This is a genomic window from Morganella sp. GD04133 (assembly GCF_029835375.1).
Classification (GTDB): Bacteria; Pseudomonadota; Gammaproteobacteria; order Enterobacterales; family Enterobacteriaceae; genus Morganella; species Morganella morganii_B.
The window spans coordinates 25,428-44,129 of the sequence record NZ_JAODZS010000004.1 but is presented as its reverse complement, the minus strand read 5'-3'; the positions used below and the strand labels follow the sequence as shown (position 1 = coordinate 44,129).

The following is an 18,702-nucleotide window of genomic DNA, read 5'->3' as shown; positions in this document are numbered from 1 at the left end:
AGTATGTTTTTTTACGGAGAGCTGATGCATGAAACCCATTGATGTTATCCGGGAAGTGAAGCGAAAAGCCAACGGACAATGGCAGGGCATACTGTCCGCTGTGGGGGCGGATCTACCGGTAAATACACATACAACCTGCCCGGGATGCGGCGGTAAAGACCGGTTCCGCTTTGATGATAAGGACGGCAACGGGACGTTTATCTGTAATCAGTGCGGCGCAGGTGACGGGTTAGCCCTTGTTCAGCGGGTACTTGGCGTGAGTGTGACGGAAGCTGCGAAAGAAGTCGCAGGGATTATCGGTATTGATACCCGTTCAGACCATCTGCCCGCCAGAGAACGGACTCCGGTCAGTGCGCAGCAGCAGAGCCACAAAGCCGATCAGCAGCAGAAAGAAGTCCGTGACACAGCAGAGAAACAAAAACGCTTCACAGCGCGATACCGCGGCCTGTTATCACAGATTCAGCAGGGAGAATCCGTTTATCTGGCCGGTAAAGGACTGACCGGCTTCATGCTGCTGTTACTGCCAGACGGGTCAATCCTGATCCCGCTGATGAATGCTGTCGGCACAGTGACCGGCGCACAGACCATTAAGCCGGACGGCGGGAAACGTCTGTTAACTGACAGCACGAAGAAAGGCAGTTACTACCCCGTCAATGCGCCTGAATACGTTTCTGAGGTGATTATCACGGAGGGGCTGGCAACAGCCCTGACGTGTCACGTAATCCGCCCTGACGCGCTGACCGTGGCGGCAATGGATGCCGGGAACCTGATACATATTGCTGAGGTGATGCGGACTAAGTACCCGGAGAGCCGGATTATCATTGCTGCCGATAATGACGCAGATAACACGGTTAACACCGGCAGAGAGAAAGCAGAAGCGGCGGCACGGGCTGTTAACGGTCAGGTGACGATACCGGCCACCAGCGGCGACTGGAACGATGTGTATCAGGATGAGGGGCTGGATGCCGCAGCACTGGCCTTTAATCAGGGAATGTATCCGGTTCAGGGAGAAGCAGCAGTGATTATTACAGGCCACCGGAAAAAGCGCAGTATTGATACGGACAGCGAGATCGGGAAACTTGCCCCTAACCAGCTTGCGCAGTTGCTGATAGAACGGTACGGCAGACTGTCCGTTAACCCTGACTCTCTCACGGTATACACCTATAACGGGATAACGTGGGAACCAATCAGAGACAGCGAGCTTTCCCGCGAAATGGCTGATTTTTTCATAGAAAACGACACTCATTTCAGCATGAGACGGATCAGCGGCGTGATTGATGTGCTGAAAGTTATCGCGGAGCCGATGGGTGAGCCTGATATTGACCTTATCGGGTTTGCCAACGGTGTCCTTGATACCAAAACACACCATTTCAGGCCGCACCTGGCGGACGACTGGCTGCTGAATGAGAACGGGATCACCTATACCGAACCGGCGGCAGGGGAAAACCTGAAAACGCACGCGCCTAACTTCACCAAATGGCTGAACCACGTCTCCGGCGGGAATGAGCGTAAAGCACGCCGCATAAAAGCCGGGCTGTATATGGTGTTTGCCAACCGGTACGACTGGCAGATGTTTATTGAGGCAACCGGGGCGGGCGGCAGCGGCAAAAGTGTGTTTGCACATATCGCGGAACTGCTGGCCGGAAAGCACAACACCTCAAGCGGAGATCTGAAATCACTGGATGATGCCAGAGGGCGGGCGCAGTTTGTCGGTAAAAAGCTGATCCTGCTGCCAGACCAGCCGAAATATGTCGGGGATGGTGCGGGACTGAAAGCCATTACCGGCGGTGATCCGGTGGGTATTGACCCGAAGTATGAGAAACAGTTCTCAACCGTGATGAAGTCCGTTGTATTCATGACCGGAAACCGCCCCATGCAATTTACCGAACGCAGTAACGGGGTGGCACGGAGGCGGGTTATCTTCCACTTTAACGACACGGTGGGCGAAGATAAAAAAGACAGGAATCTGCCAGAAAAGATACAGGCGGAGATCCCCGTCATTATCCGCGATTTACTGCGGGAATTTCCGGACTCAGAGACTGCCAGCACGTTACTGATTGAGCAGCGCGGTTCCGGCGAGGCAACGGAGGTTAAGCGCGAGACAGACCCGCTGATAGACTTTTGCGCTTATCTGGTCGCACTGGAGAGTGTTTCGGGGATGTTTATGGGTAATGCCAATATCGCACCACCTGCCCCGAGAAAGTATCTGTATCACGCCTACATTGCATATATGCAGGGGAACGGCAATAAAAACCCGCTGACCCTGACAACATTCGGGCGGTCTATTGATGGAGCGTTGAAGGAGCTGGGGAAAAAATACATTAAGGATCGGGTGACTCAGGGGGTGAGAACAAACCTCGAATTAAACGAATCTGAGGCGGAGGACTGGCTCCCCCGTGTACCGTCAAAATAACGTGCGGGTAAAGTTTTAGGAAAAGTGTTCATACTGTTCATTACTTATGAAAACATATATAAATCAATAATTAATTTATGAATACTTTAATTCTGACTATTCATTAAGTGTACATGACTGTTCATTGTTTTATGTAAAGTGATCATTAAGTGTACATAACTGTACATAGTGGTATTCATAAACAATGTATTGTTATTTAACGATATTGTCTCTTTATGAACACATGAACAGTTGAAGCATAAAACTTTTTGCACACCGTGCGCACAAATAGAATTAAGGTTAATAAATGAACAAAGCATCGAAAATACCGAGCAATAAAAAAGCGCCCTCTCTGGTTGGTACCGTTTCCTTAACTGCCGGGGGGGCATTATGCCGTTGTTTCTCATGACGGGAATATATATGCAGTCCGGCACAGTGATTACACGAGGGCAGGAACTGATGCTATATGTGAAGTCAAAGACTGGCTTTGTTCCGCAATGGCGGTGACAGGCCGCAGCAATAAAAACGGAAAAGAAACTGTTGCCGTTTCATGGTACGACACTAATCTCAAAAAAGAGGTTATCAGGGAATTTGAGCTGTCAAAAAACTGGAGGCAGGAAATGAAAAATAACGGCCTTATTGTAACCGCACATCAGTATAAGCGGCGCATTCTGAGGGCGTGGCTCAAAACCTGCCAGACGAAAGGGGAAGAAAAATGACCAGACCCATTTTAACCCTGAAAAAGAAACCGGCGGCAGTGATGCCATCCGCGACCGAAGCACCCAAAAGCGCACCGGCTGAAACGCAGCAGAAAGCCCAACAGCAGCCGCAGAAGAAAAACAAGGCAGAGGCTCACGCGAAGAAGCGGAAACGCCGTACAGGCAGGATATTAGCCCCCTTTTTGATAAAAATAACAGACAGACCAACATTTATCTTTACAAATTCTTAAGTGAAATTTACGATTCCCCGCCATAGTAAATACAAACAGACACAGCTTAGTAACCAGTTAGTTATGGTTGTCTTTTTTCAGGTGATTATCGTTAAGTGCCATCTCAACCATGCTAAATTACCGCATATATAGGGAGTAGTTTTTGCAATCTTTTACAGATATTTTTGCGGATTATGATTCTCAGTCCGGGCTGGTTTTTACCTGTAAAATCGGACGGTTGCCGGAAAATACCTTCCGGGTGACCGAGTTTTCACTCAGTGAATCCCTGTCTTCGTTGTTTTCGCTGACCATCAGTGCAGTCAGCCTGCTGTCGTCCGTTGCCTTTGAGGAACATTTAGGCTCCGCCGCTTCACTGACCGTCATTCGTGGCGGTGTCAAAGTGCGTACCGTGCAGGGGCTGCTGGCTTCCGCTGAACAGGGCAATACTGACGGCAACAAAACCTGGTATCAGTTTATTATCCGCCCGGAAATGTGGATCATGACGCTTAATCAGGACAGCCGGATTTTCCGGCAGCAATCCGTACCGGAAGTCCTCGCCACCCTGCTGGATGAGGCGCATGTCAAAAATGACCTGAAATTTTACGATGGCGAACTGCACGGTAAGCGGGATTACATCACCCAGAAACGGGAATCCGCTTATGATTTCTGGTGTCGTCTGGCTTCTGAGGAAGGGATTAACTTCTGGTTCGAGGAAGGTCCGAAACTGTTTTACAGTGACAGTCATCTCGGCATGACGGCGGGTATTCACCTGACCTATAACCCGCAGGCGGATACCGATACCGGTGACAGCACGGCATTCTCCTGGCGTTATGCCGAAAAGTTATGCAGTGATATTCAGATCCACAAAGATTATAACCCGAAGAATCCCTCCTATCCCCTTGAACATCAGCTGACCGGAGATGTTCACCGGCAACACACCACCTTTGAAAGTTACGGTCGTTTTCAGCAGGACGAGCAGGGTGGTTATTTTACGATGCTGCGTTATGAACAATCCCAGAATGAACGTCAGACCGGCAGTGCAGGCACCAACTGCTTTGCGCTGATGCCGGGTAAACTCTTCACTCTGAAAAACCATCCGTCAGGAGTCATGAATCAGTCGTGGCAGGTGATCAGTGTCAGTCACCGGGGTGTGCAGCCCCTGGCAGACAACAGCGGCGGTGAGGGGACCACCTTCAGTAATGCCGTGCAGTTTATCCCCGGCTCTCAGGAATGGCGTCCGCCGTTCCGCTATAAACCGACCGCTGACGGTAACGAACTGGCAACGGTAGTCGGGCCGCCGGGGGAGGAAATCTATACCAACGCCGATGGCGCTGTCACGGTCCGTTTTCACTGGGACCGGCGCGGCAGGCCGGATCACAGCGCCTCCTGCTGGGTGCGGGTGGCCCACGGCTGGAACGGGAACGGTTTCGGATTTATGTCGATCCCGCGTATCGGGCAGGAAGTGATTATTTCTTACCTTAACGGGGATATCGATTGCCCGATCATCACCGGCTGCACGTATAACGGGCGCAACAGCCCGCCGCTGACGCTGCCGGTCGAGAAAACCCGCACTACGTTCCGTACCAAAACTCATAAGGGGGAGGGGTTTAACGAGCTGCGGTTTGAGGATAAAACAGGGCAGGAAGAAGTATACATACATGCACAGCATGATATGAATGTACATGTTAAGAATAATAAAAGTGAAATAACTGAAAATAATCGCGTTGATCGGGTAAAGAACGATAAGCATTTAATGGTTGATAATGAATTACGTATACAATCGATCAATTCTACCTCATTAACATCGAACACAGATATACATGTAAAAACTGATAATAGTTTCTATTTGCTGAGTAATGATGAAATTCATTTAAAATCAGGTCAGAAATTAGTGATAGAAGCAGGAGCAGAACTGAGTTTTCAGGCTGCAGGGCATTTTATCAGGATTGATGCCGGAGGGATTACCTCAAGCAGTATGGTAAATCTGGGCTCTGGTTCACCACTGACAGGAGGTGGCTGGCAGGGGAAATATCCGGATGTACCCGATATACCAGAAACTGTTTTACCTAAGCACGAACCCAATTCTGAGCCGGATATAACGAAAAAACTTTGTCTCCGGTGTTTACTGAATGCGGCGGAAAGCGGACAGGCTATAATTATCAGAGGCGAGGATTAACATGTTTCAGGAGCAAAATAATGGATATGACCATCTGCGGAAATATGCATCAGGTCTTAATCATTATGCATTAGTTTGCGGATTGCAATATGAACGTATTTATGGGAAAGAAATATGTTATATGAAAAATATTACAAGTCCGTTATTTCGTCAATTTCCGGATTCTATGATGGCATGGGCTGGGCCCTGGCTTGTGGATGTAAAAAAATCAGCTGATTTATTATCTGAACTATATAAGCTGGATTCAAAAGCCCCGGTGGTTTCATGGATAGCCAGTACACATTTATTAGATAAGCTGGCAATTCACTTAGCGTCGTTTTTAAATGTCACATTACCTGATGATAAAGTTGCATTATTTCGTTTTTATGACCCGAGAGTACTGAAAAACCTACCAGAAATTCTGGAAAAAGAACAGTGTGAATCCATTGTGTCTATGGTTGATGAATGGATATATAAATCTGAGGGCAATTGCTACAGTCTCAAAAGGAAGTTATATGAAACTATCTGAAAATACCCTGAAAAAAATAGATAACATCGAGACTGAGAATTATATAGCTAAAGTCAAAAGTGAGTTTTTTTACAAATATGGTGGTGATATAAAAAAACCAGAATCAATGACAGAACGACTTACAGAGGCATATGCCTATGTGATATCGGTTGGTTTTACAAATGAAAAATTGATTCGTTCTTTTTTATTATATGAAGCGTGTGTTCCCGGATATCATAAAGTGCCGTCAATCCGGAATATGCTGGAAGAACAGGATTGTAATCCTGAGCAACAATACAAAGATTACTTACATATTCTGACAAAAAAACTTGAATGGAGATAATTCATTGGTTGCTTTTTTATTGCCTGTCATAGCAGAAGCCATTGCTTTCAGTTTATCCGCAGAAGGTGTTGCCGCAGTAACAGCAGCGGCGGCAACAATAGCAATTCTTCCGTCAGATGAAGAGTTACAGGAACGTCTGCGTGAACATAAGAAAAGAATACAGGGAATTTCAATTGAGGATCTTCCTATTGAAGAACAGGATAAAATCAATGAGGCTAATTCAGTTATTCTTGATACAGCAGTCGTTGCAATAGCCGCAGCGGAAATATCGACAACTAAAGCATGTGAAGACTGTCCGGCTGAAAATTATATAGTCCCTGTACCAAGGAAAATCACCCGAACAACGACACCTGATTCTTACCTGTATCAGTCAATAATCTGTAATTCTCAGATTACTGAAACATATTCACCCGATGGCTCCAGAGAAACGTACATTGGTGAATGGGAGTGTACAGTTATACCACCGATGCGTGTTAAACCGGTTGATTTTGATGGGTGGAAACCAGAAGAGTGTAATTTTATTGAAACTAAATATAACTTTGATAATTTTTTTGATAAAGATGGGATAGTTAAAAAATGGTGGAAGTCAGGAGGAGGAATGAAATCTCAAGCAGAAAGCCAGAATTGGCTTTGTGCTAACCTGTTTGAAGGGAAATCTTATGTGGATTGGCACTTTGGAACGGAGAATATATACAATTTCGCATCTGAGCTACTACTTGTATTTAATTTCATAAGAACAAATTACACCCCAATAAATAATTTGAATTGGAGCATAAGATGAGATTAGACATTACAGTGCTTATCACTGAAATTAACTTAGATATTCATTCTGTATGTAAGGATTTGTTATTAAAGATGACTCACATGGTGAGTGTTATTACCGATAGTAACAGTAAGTGCTGGTTTATGGGCGGAGAAAGTCTAAGTGAGTCTTTGAAATATAAAGCATTTAATGAAGGTGAGCTTAGTAATGAATTGATAGATGAATTTGATAAGAGTAATACAATTCACTTATGGGATGGTAACGATAATGATGCTCCTGAATCAGCTTCAGTCACGTTGGATTACCTTATTTACTCAGGAGAGAAAAAAATAACGTTAAAGGTAAGCCTTGATTATTCTGGTGAGGTTAAGTTTGATTATGTTTTTTCATTTATTTGCGAAATTGTTGAGCATTATAACACTAAATTAATAATGGTTGATACCAATCACTATAAACTAAAGAGAAGGTTTGTTTTTCCTGATAGGCCTTCCGTTGGATGGATGCTTTTCTTAAACAAAAAAATAGATAAAAATATAGTTAAGGATGCAGAGGATGTTATTTATTTTTCTAATGGAAATAAGTCACTAATTATATCAAGGAAAAATAACTACCATGGAGATCGGGATTCCGATATAAAAATATCTAATTTGATAGAAATTAGTTTGGTTGAGCATGGCGCTTTACCTCTTTACAAAGATTTGTATGTATAATAAAAATTAGGTTAATGGAAGACGTTATTTGTATGAGAACTATAAAAACACTCTCATCTATAATAATAACATCATTGATAATATTTAGGGTGTTATACTTTCAGATGGTTTCCGGTTCCTCTTTCATGACCTTTCAGGGCGAAATTGTCCTGAAGGGAATGAAAACTACTTGTGAACCACACTGATTGCATCGCTGTCTGTCATGACATTAAAATGAAAGACGCGGAGAAAATATGCGTTAAAATTTTCTCCGCATTAAAAGATAATGATGATATGACTACATGTTCAAGATATAGAACCTAACAAATCCTAACGTTTTTCGGTCGTCGCAATCCTAAGTTTTCCTAAGGTTTATCGGTCTGAATCTTTGGAAATCTTAAGTAAAATGACAACATTTGATAACGTTATCTGGCGTTTCTGACCCAGCACGGATGCTAACATTTGCTAACGTTCCAGATGATGAGGTTTGATAAGGTAAATCCGTCCGCAGATCCTCGCCACACCTTAAAAAATCTATAAATGTTTTCGGTTCGAATGTATCGGAACGTATCGGAATGTATCGGTATTTTGCGCAAAGTTCGGGCAGGTGCGAACCATCACAAAGCCTTTATCCATAAGGCGTGAAGCAGGGTTGCGCATTAGTTTTATGTATAGAAATGTCGAGGTCAAAATGCGCAAAACGAAACTCGCAAACTGCGCACTGCGAACCAAGTGCGAACCTCGGTCAAAGCCTTGTGTCACAAGGGCTGACGTGATTTCTGCGCAAATGGCGATGTATAGAAATGTTAAGGTCAGATTGCGAATTGCGGGCACACTGCGCAAAGTGCGAATCACGCTGAATCCAGTGTTGATGCGGGTTTGATGATAATTTCGCACGTTTTGATATAGAGATTTATTGAGGTCTGCTGCGCAATGTCGGCGGAAAACAGCGCTTAAAACTGCGAATTGCGCACAACTCTGCGCAAAGTGCGAACCGAATGCGAACCTCTTACAGGCCTTGTAACACAAGGGGAGCGGGCGATTAGACGCATTAGATTGCGCACTGAAATGCTAAGATTTGCTAAGGTTCTGCGCAGTTAAAAACCCAGGAATTCCTAGGGTAAATTGCGCAATCAGTTATTCGTATTTTCAGCCTCAGCAGCCAGCCGGTGACCCATGCGCTCATATCGAAAAGCAAAGCCCATCACAGCGACAGTAACCGGCACCGTCACGAAACAGCCTCACCGAGTCAGGACGGCAACAGGTAAAGTAATGGCAACAATGACCATTCAGGCAGAAAGCGAACGCCGCAGCCCCTATCCGCTGAAGCTGGTGGCATTTGATCTGAACGCATTGGAACTGATGACCTGCCAGAGAGGGAGCCGAGTTATTGCCACTGGTCGGCATGAATGGTTTAACGGGTATCAACTCACCGGGGCGCAGATAGTCACCTGTTAGTAAAAGTTAGCATTGTCGGATTTGAAATCGGGAAATTCAAAGGTGAGGAATCCCGACTTTAAAAGCGGCAGTAATCTGCCATTTAACTGACCCAATATTATTGGGGTAGTTCGGTGTGTGGGATAGGGGTAAACCATTATCGGGATATCACGGTTCCGTTTGAAACGGAGGCAGTGGAAAATGACGGGGAGGTTACGGGGAGGGTTCTGTCTGGTCGGTGTTTCACTATCTGCAATGAATTATGGTAACGGTGATATTTTCGCAATGTGAGCGCCCGCCTCGATACCGTCAGCCTGAAAGCAGAAAAGCCCCTAGCGCGATACAATGTTGTATAGAAATCTGTATAGAATTGAAAATAGAATTTATTTAATCGTTATTTATCAATTAAATACGCTATGTATTCTAAGCCCTTCGCCGCTCCAGACAAACCTCTCTGAACGTCTCCTGAAGTCTCCCGACTCTACTGAAATCAAGTCTTACCGCAAAATCACTGTCTTCTGAAGTCTGCCGCCGTCTTTTGGAATCTATACCGTTTAATCCTGACAAGTCCTAACTAAAATTAAGTTTTGAGAGGCTGCCACGATTATCAGGGCGATTGATGGTGACAAAACCACAACAGGCGCCACCTGTATCGCGTCGTCAAGCATGATAAAATACAAAGGCACACCGGCGGTGATTGTCGGCGACCTCACCACCACCTGCCCGCAGTGCAAACAGACCGGCACGATAGCAACCGGAGACAGCCGGATGATGAATAACCGCAAACCACAGGCCGTTGACGGCTCAATCGTGCAGTGTGGTTGTCCTTATGGCTCTAATACCATTATTGCAAAAGCTTCCCCCGTAAACGCTACATCACTCACTGATGTGACCACATTTTCAGAATCAAAACCACATACAGGATATGCCGGACCCCGGAAACTTCCGGCCTACCTCACCGGAGAAAAAACCGAATTAGGATTTATTCCTGATTATCCGGTGCTACGTAACAGCATGGTCTTTCCGGATCAACGGTTGAGGGGGATGCTGTATCAAAATAATTTCGATGTGATGTTACTCACCGTTAGTGAAGTTTTTGAAGTGCTTCAGTCATGGGGATGGAAAGACACAAAAACGGCCTGGGTAGAAATAACACAATCCGGTATCGGGCAAGTTATGGTGAATTATGGTGTGAATGGTAAGGATGTTGTTACCACGTCAATGATTCTTGTAAAACTCGGCGATCTTGGTATTCGGGCAACGGTTTATATCAATCATATAGGGACGGAACTCATTAAATTTACAGGTTATCCCGGAATAAGAAAAATACTCAATGCCCCTGTATTCAGATTAGATAATACAAGAGTTGTTGACCTTGGTATTGGTAAATATGGACTTACTAAGTCAATTATTGAAGGTGCGCGTTTGACGTTTTATGTTGCCGCAGCTTATCGTACACTTGATTATATATTGAATGATGAAACATCATTAGCAAAATTTATTGGCTCACTTGCAACTGATGTAGTTAAATTGGGAATTGCGTCTGCTATTAGTTGGGGAGCAGCGACAGCAATTACAACACTTACCGCAGTGGTTTCAGTTCCATTAATCGTAGTAGTTGCTTTCGGTTTGCTTAGCGCAATAGCGCTTAATATGTTAGATGATAAATTCGGAGTTACTGATAAAGTAGTTGCATATCTTGAGGCATCACAACAAGAATTTGTACAAAAGGCAAGGGAAATAGAAAAAGGAATTTATGATATTGGCGCTATGTATGCAGATAAAATGTTAGAAACAGGTAAGGAAGTATTAGAAAGTGAAGTGAAACGCTATATTAAAAAATCACTGAAAGATATAAAGCCAAGGATTTTATAATAATGGATAAGTTCTCTCCGAAAAAAAGGTTTTACTTGTTTTTTTTGATTTAATAATAATATTAATGACTATTGTTACATTTTATCTTGGTATTGATGGCCTTTCTGTTTATTTTTCATATCCGGATATCTTTGTTTTTTCTCACGGAATAGCTCTTTTGTTTTCATTTATAACAATAGCTATTCCTGTTATATTATTATCATTGTCCCCCATATTGAAAGGGCGGCAGGCAAGTATTACTTTTCAAAAAAAAGTGGCAAAAATAATGATGTTAGGTTTAGTTTTGATGGCTACATTGACGTTTATATTTAATCTTTATTATTTGAGTACTATAGATAGCAAAGGGTATGTTAAATGTAATGGAACCCCATCAGGTTGGATGCCTATGATGGCAACTAAATATGTCACTGATAAAAAACTCTGTTTAGCGCCTAAAAAATAAGTTAAAGCTTATTTTTCGGAATCCGCCTCTAAGATTTGGGGGCGGGTAATCCGGAAGGATACAAGGCCCGGAATAAGCACGTTAAGTAGTTAAAAATATAGACATTTTAATCCTGACAGATCCTAACGTTCCGGATGATGAGGGGGATAAGGTAAATCCGTCCGCAGATTACCGCTGCACCTTAAAAAATCTGTAAATATTTCCGGTTATTATGTATCAGTGTTTTGCGCAAAATGCGAACCTCTTTCAGTTATTTGTATTTTCAGTCTCAGCAGTCAGCAGGTGGTCCGGGCGCTCATGTCGAAAAGCAAAGCCCATCACAGCGACAGTAACCGGCACCGTCACGAAACGGCCCCGGTGGGTCAGGATGGCAACCGGAAAAGCATGGCAACAATGCCCATTTTTATAATAACAAACCCTATTACCCGTAAAATGAACGTACCAATTATCTATAGTATTTTGGTCTTATCCTTGCTGTCATTTTTATTCGGGTGCTACGCCATCATAAATGTGTCAAGGTCATCCGCATTTTTGATTATCTTCGCCTCTTCAACATCGTGAGCCCGGGCAAGCGTGATGCTTGCTTCCAGCAACCGGCGATTGTTTTCCACGTTAAATGCGGCTGTGGTGAGCTCACCCAGCGCCGCGAACTCATTCAGAATTCGGTTGAGCGCTTTCTGCTCAATCTCACTTAAGCGACATGTAAATTGTTCCATTTTTTTCGCCAGTAATTGGCGTGCTTTACTGTCCAGATTTTTAGCTACGGTAACCATAAACTTCCCTGAGATAGAACCAACCAATGCCCCTAAAACGGGTATAGGGATGATTGCCTGACCTGCGACAGACATTGCGCCAACGATGGCTGATTCCGCGCAGATAATAAGGCCAAGATCGGTAAATTCATCAGCATTAATCTCACCGCGCTGATAGGAGAAAGCGAGATTGCCTACACCTTTAGCGGCAGTGACCAGTGCGCTGGCGAACGGTGCTCCCAGAGAGGCGTAATTGGTCAGGGTATAAATTGCTCCGGCGGATACACCACCAATAGCGGCACCTTTCAATGTATCTAAGCCTACATCCTGCCAGTCCTGTCCGTTGAACTCTCCGCGAAATATATTTTTACCATCACGGTATTTGCTGTATATGCCTGTTACAAGAGCAAAGGTTCCACCGAAAGCGGCTCCCATTGCAGTTGCGCGCATGCCTTCACTTAGGGATGGTTGGTGATCGTCAATAATTTCTGCTTTTTTTGCCTCGTTCTGTTCCGCTAATTCCTGATCATGCTTATCAAGCGTTTCGTCAATTTTTCCCCACTGAACATCTTTGTAATCAGAAACTCCGGGACGCACGACATCATTAAAGGGTCTTCCCGTTGTACTTTCAATTTCTGCAACTTTATCTCTGATAGCCTGTATTGTTTTTTCGCTCAAGCCTTCAGCCGGCTTCCCATCAATAACATCCTGAATTGTTTGCCAGGAGTCTTTGGGGATATGATAAAAGGATTCACCCCGGGTGAAATTGGGATAGGTTTCCATGTGCTGAAGGACATGGTTCAGGTTATTATTAACTCCGTTGATAAACTTTGACTGTACGTCAACGCCATCTATCATATAATCCGCCGGAGCGGTTCGACCCACTCCGTCAAACGTGGCGCTAAGATCAGAGGCGTCCTGAACCCTTTCTTCTATTGCTTGGCGAGCGTTGCGTACGCCAACTTCGACCTGCTCGGCAATTTCACCGTGTTTGGTGCTCATTGAGCCCAGGATGTTACCCGGCGACGCGATGAAATCACGAACCTTTTGCATTTGTTCGCCAGCCAGCTCAAATGCACGATCCTGCTGCGATAGTTTTAACAGTTCGTTATCAATGCGGGTCTGATTAATGGCGTTAACCGCGCTGCCGATGAGCTGATCACCAACTGTATTATGGTTAATGCTCATTACTGGATTTTCTTGTTGATCAGTTTTGATAATGCATTGATATGGTTAATCAATGCCCCTAATTGATCTTTCTGATGAGTATTAAACCGGCAATAGTCCTGAGGCGCAGTCTTTTCCAGCACATCAATGATACCTTCAGTACCATGATAGTGACCGGATGTGAGCATCCTGAGTTCTTGTGTACCACGTTCTATCACCCGAAGTTCGCTGGTTTTTGCGCGGATCTGGCGCTCTTCCTGTTGTGCTTCCTCAATGATTTTACCGTTTTTGCGACGTGCCAGTAAGGTTCCGCCAGCGATGCCTACAGCACCAATCCCCCAGCCTATTGGACCCGCCAGAGCCAGTAGTGCGCTTCCTGCTGACATGCCACCGCCACCTGCAGCCAGTGCGCCGCCGCCGAGCCACGCCAGGGCTGCATTTGTTGCGGCAGCTCCGCTTAACGTAGCAATAGCGGTACCTGTGGATGCTGTACCAAAAGTTGTTGCTACTGCCAGCGCAGCCGTAGGGGCAAATGCGGCGACGCCTGCCCCTACGGCAATCCCCGCAGCAGCCGTTCCTTTACCAATATGTGATGCGCGGTATTCTTCTTCCAGTTTTTCCACCACGTTATCAAATTCAGCGATTTCCGCTTTCAATTCGCTCCAGGATTTATCAAACTCTTTGGGCGAATTCGCCAGTCGGTTAACAAAATTTTCACCACGGGCAATAAGGTCCTTACTGCATTTCTGGCGTAACAGAAAGAGGGCCGTGATCTCATCCTGGGTGCCTTTAGCCTGTGCCTCATAACAGTTAGTTGTACTTTTGAGACTGGCTAATGCTTCTTTTCTTTCTGAACCACGTAACATTTTTTACTCCTGTTGTATGTTGTCAAAAATAATTTCACTGCAATGGGATTTCATTTCTATTATCTGTTGGTTGAGCTTAAGATAAAAATGTTGTTGCAGGCCAACCGGGGAAATAATAGTGATATTTGGTAACCAATAACGTAGTAATGGAAATAACTGGTTTTCGTGTGCCATTTTGGTTTGCACGATCAAGTCGCCATTAGATTCCTGACGAATTAACTTTTGGGCAGGCAGTACATTTCGACGTTTAAAAAAATGACTTACGCCGGCTGCAATTTTAAGCAGTACAATCTGCTTATCCAAAGAAAACCAGACATCATCTTCTTCAGCAAAGTATTGCATGATATGGGGTTGTGGTGTGAAGTGCTCTGATTTAAATGTCAGCCAATGAATTTTGGTAAGCTGAAATCCTTTAACCTTTTCATTCTCTACCGCACCGAGATACCAGACACTCTTTATATTAATAAGCTTATAAGGTGCGACGGTGCGATGTTTCCCTTTATAATGAAATTCACAAAGGTTATTTTCACGAATCGCTTTATCGAACAAACTATAGTTATTCTCAAGCATGCGTTTCGCTTCCGGATCTCCGGGTAGCGATCTGATGATCAAGGAAGTCAGGTCGGGCCGGGAGAATATTTTTTTTGCAGGGAATAGTTCTGCCATGCCCAGGACGCTGATGAGATTTTGTTGCTCTTTTAGAGCCTGAGGTTTAGCGTAAGCGGGAGCCAGCCTGTAAATACCATCACCATCGGGGATGATTCTGTCGCCCAGACGATTAAGATCACGATACAAAGTACGTTCACTGATGTTGAATTCGTCCATCATCTTCTTACGTGATACAAAACCGCACTGGTAAAGTTCCGCAATAATAGCGGTTATTCTTTGTACCATAACCTCATGCCCGCTCATGCGTGTTCTCCTTGTGATTTTTTCCTGAGATTACCAGTCGCGACTGACAGGGCATGTCAGTAGCGACTGAAGGATTATATTTTTATATCGGCAAATTTCTCATATAACTTAAGGAGATTAAGTCGGGAAGCCGGTTAATGGCTTTTGCGGTCAATAATATAATCAGTCCCCTGACTGCAGTCGCGGGTAGCCATTCAGAGGTGAAAGAACAACTGACGTGTCCGGGATATGTACCAGCGTTCGATATCCGGAGGGAGGGCTTAACTGTAAGGCACTCAGCCAGGCTGGCTAAGCCGGTTCCATCTTCACTGTACGCCCCCTGTTGCGTTTATATATTTAGCATATACAGAGAAAAATTATTGCTGAAATGAATAATTATTCAAAAATAATACCTTGTTAATTTTGCGAGTCTTGCGGTCACAAAATATTATTGCTGGTAATTTATTGTTATTACGTCCGTATTTAAAATTAAACTATTAGTGCCATTTGATTAGATATATATCACGGTTGTTTTTTATTATTTTCAAATAAATAATATAGACCGTGTCACTATAATGATGGTGTGTTAGTTGTTATATATAATATAGACATAGTAACTATATTAAATATGTATTTATTTTTTAATTGATGCGAGTGATATATACAACACAGCATTAACAAAATGTATTTTTATACTAATTAAATTTGGTGAAATCTATTTTTAGGGTTATTATTTTGATATATGTCACGGTATGGCATTTGTACATGGTTATATTAATAATTGTTCGTCAGATAGTCTTAATTTTAAACAGGTGCAAAAATGGAAAACAATAACCGATTTTGGCCGCATATAAGACGTGTCACACACCTTATGATGTTCTCACATCGTTCGTGTTTTGATTTTAATCGTTTTAATGCACATAGGTAGTCCCTCTACTGACATCCATGACGTTGTCTGCATATTGCCATCGTATGGATCGTCGACCTCTTTCTCATTATATCCCGCATTTATGTGTGGATATGCTGAATTCTGATTGATAATTCATACTCTGGCTTTCATGCATATCAATATGCAGGTAAACCGTTTTCGTCATTCCCGGCTGCGGCAAAAAAAGCCCTTGCTGAGACAGTGGAAACCGTCAGTCCTGAATATTGTTTTGACATACGTAATGGCATAAAGAGAAATGTGATTTTTTAACTCAATAGTATATTGAGGGAACAAATTCGCATTTATGAAAATAAATAACTGAAATATTTTTTCTGACTATTTCAGCGGGAAGTTTTTGCCAAAAATAAAAGGTATGAAAATGAAAAGTTATAAAATCGCTGTCAGCTATGATATGTCTGACTATATTTCAACACACCGGGAATGTGTGGATATCCTGAATACCGATTTTACGGATGTTGCTGTCATCGTTATTTCACTTGATGATATCCGCGACGGAAAACTGGATTTTATTGAGCAGCACAGTTTTGAACAGCCGGTTTTCGCTGTAATCAGTGATCACGAAGTCATTCCGGCAGATGTCATTACACGGTTAACCGGTGTGATTGATTTAAATAAAAAGAACGGTGAATTATACAGTAAGCAACTGGAAACAGCGGCGCTGAAATATGAAGAAAGTTTGTTGCCGCCATTTTTCGGTAGTCTGAAAAAGTATGTTGAGCAGGGCAATTCCGCTTTTGATTGTCCCGGACATCAGGGCGGGGAGTTTTTCCGCCGCCACCCGCTGGGTAACCAGTTTGCTGAATATTTCGGTGAAAATTTATTCCGTTCTGATTTATGTAATGCGGATGTCTCCATGGGGGATCTGCTGATTCATGAAGGAGCTCCGTGCGCGGCACAGCAGCATGCGGCGAAAGTCTTTAATGCGGATAAAACCTATTTTGTCCTTAATGGTACGTCGTCTTCAAATAAAGTGGTGCTGAATGCCTTACTGGCGCCGGGTGACCTGGTATTATTCGATCGTAACAACCACAAATCAAACCACCACGGCGCATTAATACAGGCAGGGGCAACACCGGTTTATCTGGAAGCGGCACGCAACCCGTTCGGATTTATCGGCGGGATTGATGCTCACTGTTTTGAGGAAGATTATCTTCGCGGCTTAATTAAAGAAGTCGCACCTGAACGAACCGGTGAAAAACGTCCGTTCCGCCTGGCCGTTATTCAGCTGGGCACCTATGACGGAACAATTTATAACGCACGCCAGGTTGTCGATAAAATCGGTCATTTATGTGACTACATTTTATTTGATTCCGCCTGGGTTGGTTATGAGCAGTTTATTCCGATGATGAAAGATTGTTCTCCGCTTTTGCTGGAGCTGAATGAAAATGATCCCGGAATTCTGGTCACACAATCTGTCCATAAACAACAGGCCGGTTTCTCTCAGACATCCCAGATCCATAAAAAAGACAGTCATATTAAAGGTCAGAGCCGTTATGTGAATCACAAACGTCTGAACAATGCCTTTATGATGCATGCCTCCACCAGCCCGTTCTATCCGCTGTTTGCCGCTCTGGATGTGAACGCCAAAATGCATGAAGGGAAATCGGGTAAGCGTTTATGGATGGATTGCGTGAAAACCGGGATTGAAACCCGTAAGTTGCTGCTCAAATCCTGTCAGTATATCCGCCCGTTCATTCCGGAAACTATCGATGGTCGTTCATGGGGTGATTTTGAGACTGATGTGATTGCCAATGATCTCCGGTTCTTCAATTTTGTGCCGGGTGAGCGCTGGCATGCCTTTGAGGGATATGAAGAAAATCAGTATTTTGTTGATCCGTGCAAATTACTGCTGACAACGCCGGGTATTGATGCCAAAACCGGTAATTATGAAGCATTCGGTGTGCCGGCAACGATTCTGGCTAACTATCTGCGTGAAAATAATATCATTCCTGAAAAATGCGATCTCAACTCCATTCTGTTCCTGCTGACACCTGCCGAGAGCATGGCAAAAATGCAGCATCTGGTGGCTCAGATTGCCCGTTTTGAGCAATTACTGGAACAGGATGCGCCGCTGAAAGAGGTGCTGCCGTCTGTATATCATGCGCATGAAGCCCGTTATCTGGGGTATACCATCCGTCAGTTATGTCAGGAAATGCATGATATGTATGTGAAGTTTAATGTGAAACAACGCCAGAAAGAGATGTTCCGCAAATCACACTTCCCGCAGGTCAGCATGTTGCCGCAGGCCGCGAATATTGCGTTTGTGCGCGGTAATGCGGAACTGGTCGCAGTGGATCAGATTGAAGGCCGTATTGCGGCTGAAGGTGCTCTGCCTTATCCGCCGGGGGTTCTGTGTGTGGTTCCGGGGGAAATCTGGGGCGGCTCCGTGCAGCAATATTTTCTGGCGCTCGAGGAGGGGATTAACCTCTTCCCGGGATTCTCACCGGAATTACAGGGTGTGTATATCCGCTGTGATGACGATGGTCGTCAGCGGGCATACGGCTATGTAATTAAACACTGAGTTCGTTAATTCGTGCATGACGGA

The 18,702-nt window shown here is 44.3% G+C and carries 15 protein-coding genes; 12 read left to right on the top strand and 3 right to left on the bottom strand.

What is annotated here, in order from left to right:
• The first annotated feature begins 28 nt into the window (after positions 1 to 28).
• The 10 genes from N7387_RS02610 (at position 29) to N7387_RS02565 (ending at position 11,532) form a co-directional block, all read left to right on the top strand.
• Positions 29 to 2,413, top strand: coding sequence for a primase-helicase zinc-binding domain-containing protein (locus N7387_RS02610; protein ID WP_279796618.1), 2,385 nt, complete (start codon positions 29 to 31; stop codon positions 2,411 to 2,413).
• A gap of 658 nt (positions 2,414 to 3,071) precedes the next feature.
• On the top strand, positions 3,072 to 3,341 hold the full coding sequence (locus tag N7387_RS02605) for a hypothetical protein (RefSeq protein ID WP_279796616.1): 270 nt from the start codon (positions 3,072 to 3,074) through the stop codon (positions 3,339 to 3,341).
• Positions 3,342 to 3,483: 142 nt separating this feature from the next.
• Positions 3,484 to 5,496 (top strand): type VI secretion system tip protein TssI/VgrG, encoded by a 2,013-nt coding sequence (tssI, locus tag N7387_RS02600; RefSeq protein WP_279796614.1) that lies wholly within the window; start codon positions 3,484 to 3,486, stop codon positions 5,494 to 5,496.
• Position 5,497: 1 nt separating this feature from the next.
• Positions 5,498 to 6,004, top strand: a complete 507-nt coding sequence (locus tag N7387_RS02595; protein ID WP_279796612.1) for a DUF4123 domain-containing protein — start codon at positions 5,498 to 5,500, stop codon at positions 6,002 to 6,004.
• Complete coding sequence (locus N7387_RS02590) at positions 5,991 to 6,326, top strand: hypothetical protein (RefSeq protein ID WP_262883889.1); 336 nt, start codon at positions 5,991 to 5,993, stop codon at positions 6,324 to 6,326. The genes N7387_RS02595 and N7387_RS02590 overlap by 14 nt, the downstream gene beginning before the upstream one ends.
• Before the next feature lie 4 nt (positions 6,327 to 6,330).
• Positions 6,331 to 7,107 (top strand): Tox-REase-5 domain-containing protein, encoded by a 777-nt coding sequence (locus tag N7387_RS02585; RefSeq protein ID WP_279796608.1) that lies wholly within the window; start codon positions 6,331 to 6,333, stop codon positions 7,105 to 7,107.
• Entirely contained in the window at positions 7,104 to 7,799 is a 696-nt protein-coding gene (locus N7387_RS02580; protein ID WP_279796606.1) for an Imm52 family immunity protein, read from the top strand. The genes N7387_RS02585 and N7387_RS02580 overlap by 4 nt, the downstream gene beginning before the upstream one ends.
• A gap of 1,251 nt (positions 7,800 to 9,050) precedes the next feature.
• Positions 9,051 to 9,236: a hypothetical protein gene (locus N7387_RS02575; RefSeq protein ID WP_279796604.1), complete on the top strand. Its 186-nt coding sequence runs from the start codon at positions 9,051 to 9,053 to the stop codon at positions 9,234 to 9,236.
• A gap of 582 nt (positions 9,237 to 9,818) precedes the next feature.
• A complete protein-coding gene (locus N7387_RS02570) occupies positions 9,819 to 11,090 on the top strand; it encodes a PAAR domain-containing protein (RefSeq protein ID WP_347815224.1) in 1,272 nt (423 codons plus the stop codon).
• A 64-nt stretch (positions 11,091 to 11,154) separates the two neighbouring features.
• Entirely contained in the window at positions 11,155 to 11,532 is a 378-nt protein-coding gene (locus N7387_RS02565) for a DUF1240 domain-containing protein (protein ID WP_279796602.1), read from the top strand.
• A gap of 494 nt (positions 11,533 to 12,026) precedes the next feature.
• Here N7387_RS02565 and N7387_RS02560 read toward each other — a convergent pair whose 3' ends face one another.
• Genes N7387_RS02560 through N7387_RS02550 form a run of 3 tightly spaced genes read right to left on the bottom strand, consistent with a single transcriptional unit; the run spans position 12,027 to position 15,229 of the window.
• Complete coding sequence (locus N7387_RS02560) at positions 12,027 to 13,472, bottom strand: hypothetical protein (RefSeq protein WP_279796600.1); 1,446 nt, start codon at positions 13,470 to 13,472, stop codon at positions 12,027 to 12,029.
• Positions 13,472 to 14,317, bottom strand: coding sequence for a hypothetical protein (locus N7387_RS02555; protein ID WP_279796598.1), 846 nt, complete (start codon positions 14,315 to 14,317; stop codon positions 13,472 to 13,474). The genes N7387_RS02560 and N7387_RS02555 overlap by 1 nt, the downstream gene beginning before the upstream one ends.
• Before the next feature lie 3 nt (positions 14,318 to 14,320).
• Positions 14,321 to 15,229 carry a WYL domain-containing protein gene (locus tag N7387_RS02550; protein ID WP_274370616.1) on the bottom strand — a complete coding sequence of 303 codons (909 nt, stop codon included), beginning with the start codon at positions 15,227 to 15,229 and terminating at the stop codon, positions 14,321 to 14,323.
• Positions 15,230 to 16,028: 799 nt separating this feature from the next.
• On the opposite strand from N7387_RS02550, the gene speFL reads away from it, so the two are divergent.
• Both speFL and speF read left to right on the top strand, forming a co-directional pair.
• Positions 16,029 to 16,136 (top strand): leader peptide SpeFL, encoded by a 108-nt coding sequence (speFL, locus tag N7387_RS02545; RefSeq protein WP_262860699.1) that lies wholly within the window; start codon positions 16,029 to 16,031, stop codon positions 16,134 to 16,136.
• Between the two features lie 379 nt (positions 16,137 to 16,515).
• Positions 16,516 to 18,678: an ornithine decarboxylase SpeF gene (gene speF / locus N7387_RS02540; protein ID WP_279796593.1), complete on the top strand. Its 2,163-nt coding sequence runs from the start codon at positions 16,516 to 16,518 to the stop codon at positions 18,676 to 18,678.
• Positions 18,679 to 18,702 lie beyond the last annotated feature (24 nt).

What these genes read in the sequence shown, in the direction of transcription:
- N7387_RS02610 (WP_279796618.1), top strand. Translation starts at nt 29, where the DNA reads ATGAAACCCATTGATGTTATCCGGGAAGTGAAGCGAAAAGCCAACGGA.
- N7387_RS02595 (WP_279796612.1), top strand. Translation starts at nt 5,498, where the DNA reads ATGTTTCAGGAGCAAAATAATGGATATGACCATCTGCGGAAATATGCA.
- N7387_RS02590 (WP_262883889.1), top strand. Translation starts at nt 5,991, where the DNA reads ATGAAACTATCTGAAAATACCCTGAAAAAAATAGATAACATCGAGACT.
- N7387_RS02580 (WP_279796606.1), top strand. Translation starts at nt 7,104, where the DNA reads ATGAGATTAGACATTACAGTGCTTATCACTGAAATTAACTTAGATATT.
- N7387_RS02575 (WP_279796604.1), top strand. Translation starts at nt 9,051, where the DNA reads ATGGCAACAATGACCATTCAGGCAGAAAGCGAACGCCGCAGCCCCTAT.
- N7387_RS02565 (WP_279796602.1), top strand. Translation starts at nt 11,155, where the DNA reads ATGACTATTGTTACATTTTATCTTGGTATTGATGGCCTTTCTGTTTAT.
- N7387_RS02560 (WP_279796600.1), bottom strand. Translation starts at nt 13,472, where the DNA reads ATGAGCATTAACCATAATACAGTTGGTGATCAGCTCATCGGCAGCGCG.
- N7387_RS02555 (WP_279796598.1), bottom strand. Translation starts at nt 14,317, where the DNA reads ATGTTACGTGGTTCAGAAAGAAAAGAAGCATTAGCCAGTCTCAAAAGT.
- N7387_RS02550 (WP_274370616.1), bottom strand. Translation starts at nt 15,229, where the DNA reads ATGAGCGGGCATGAGGTTATGGTACAAAGAATAACCGCTATTATTGCG.
- speFL (WP_262860699.1), top strand. Translation starts at nt 16,029, where the DNA reads ATGGAAAACAATAACCGATTTTGGCCGCATATAAGACGTGTCACACAC.
- speF (WP_279796593.1), top strand. Translation starts at nt 16,516, where the DNA reads ATGAAAAGTTATAAAATCGCTGTCAGCTATGATATGTCTGACTATATT.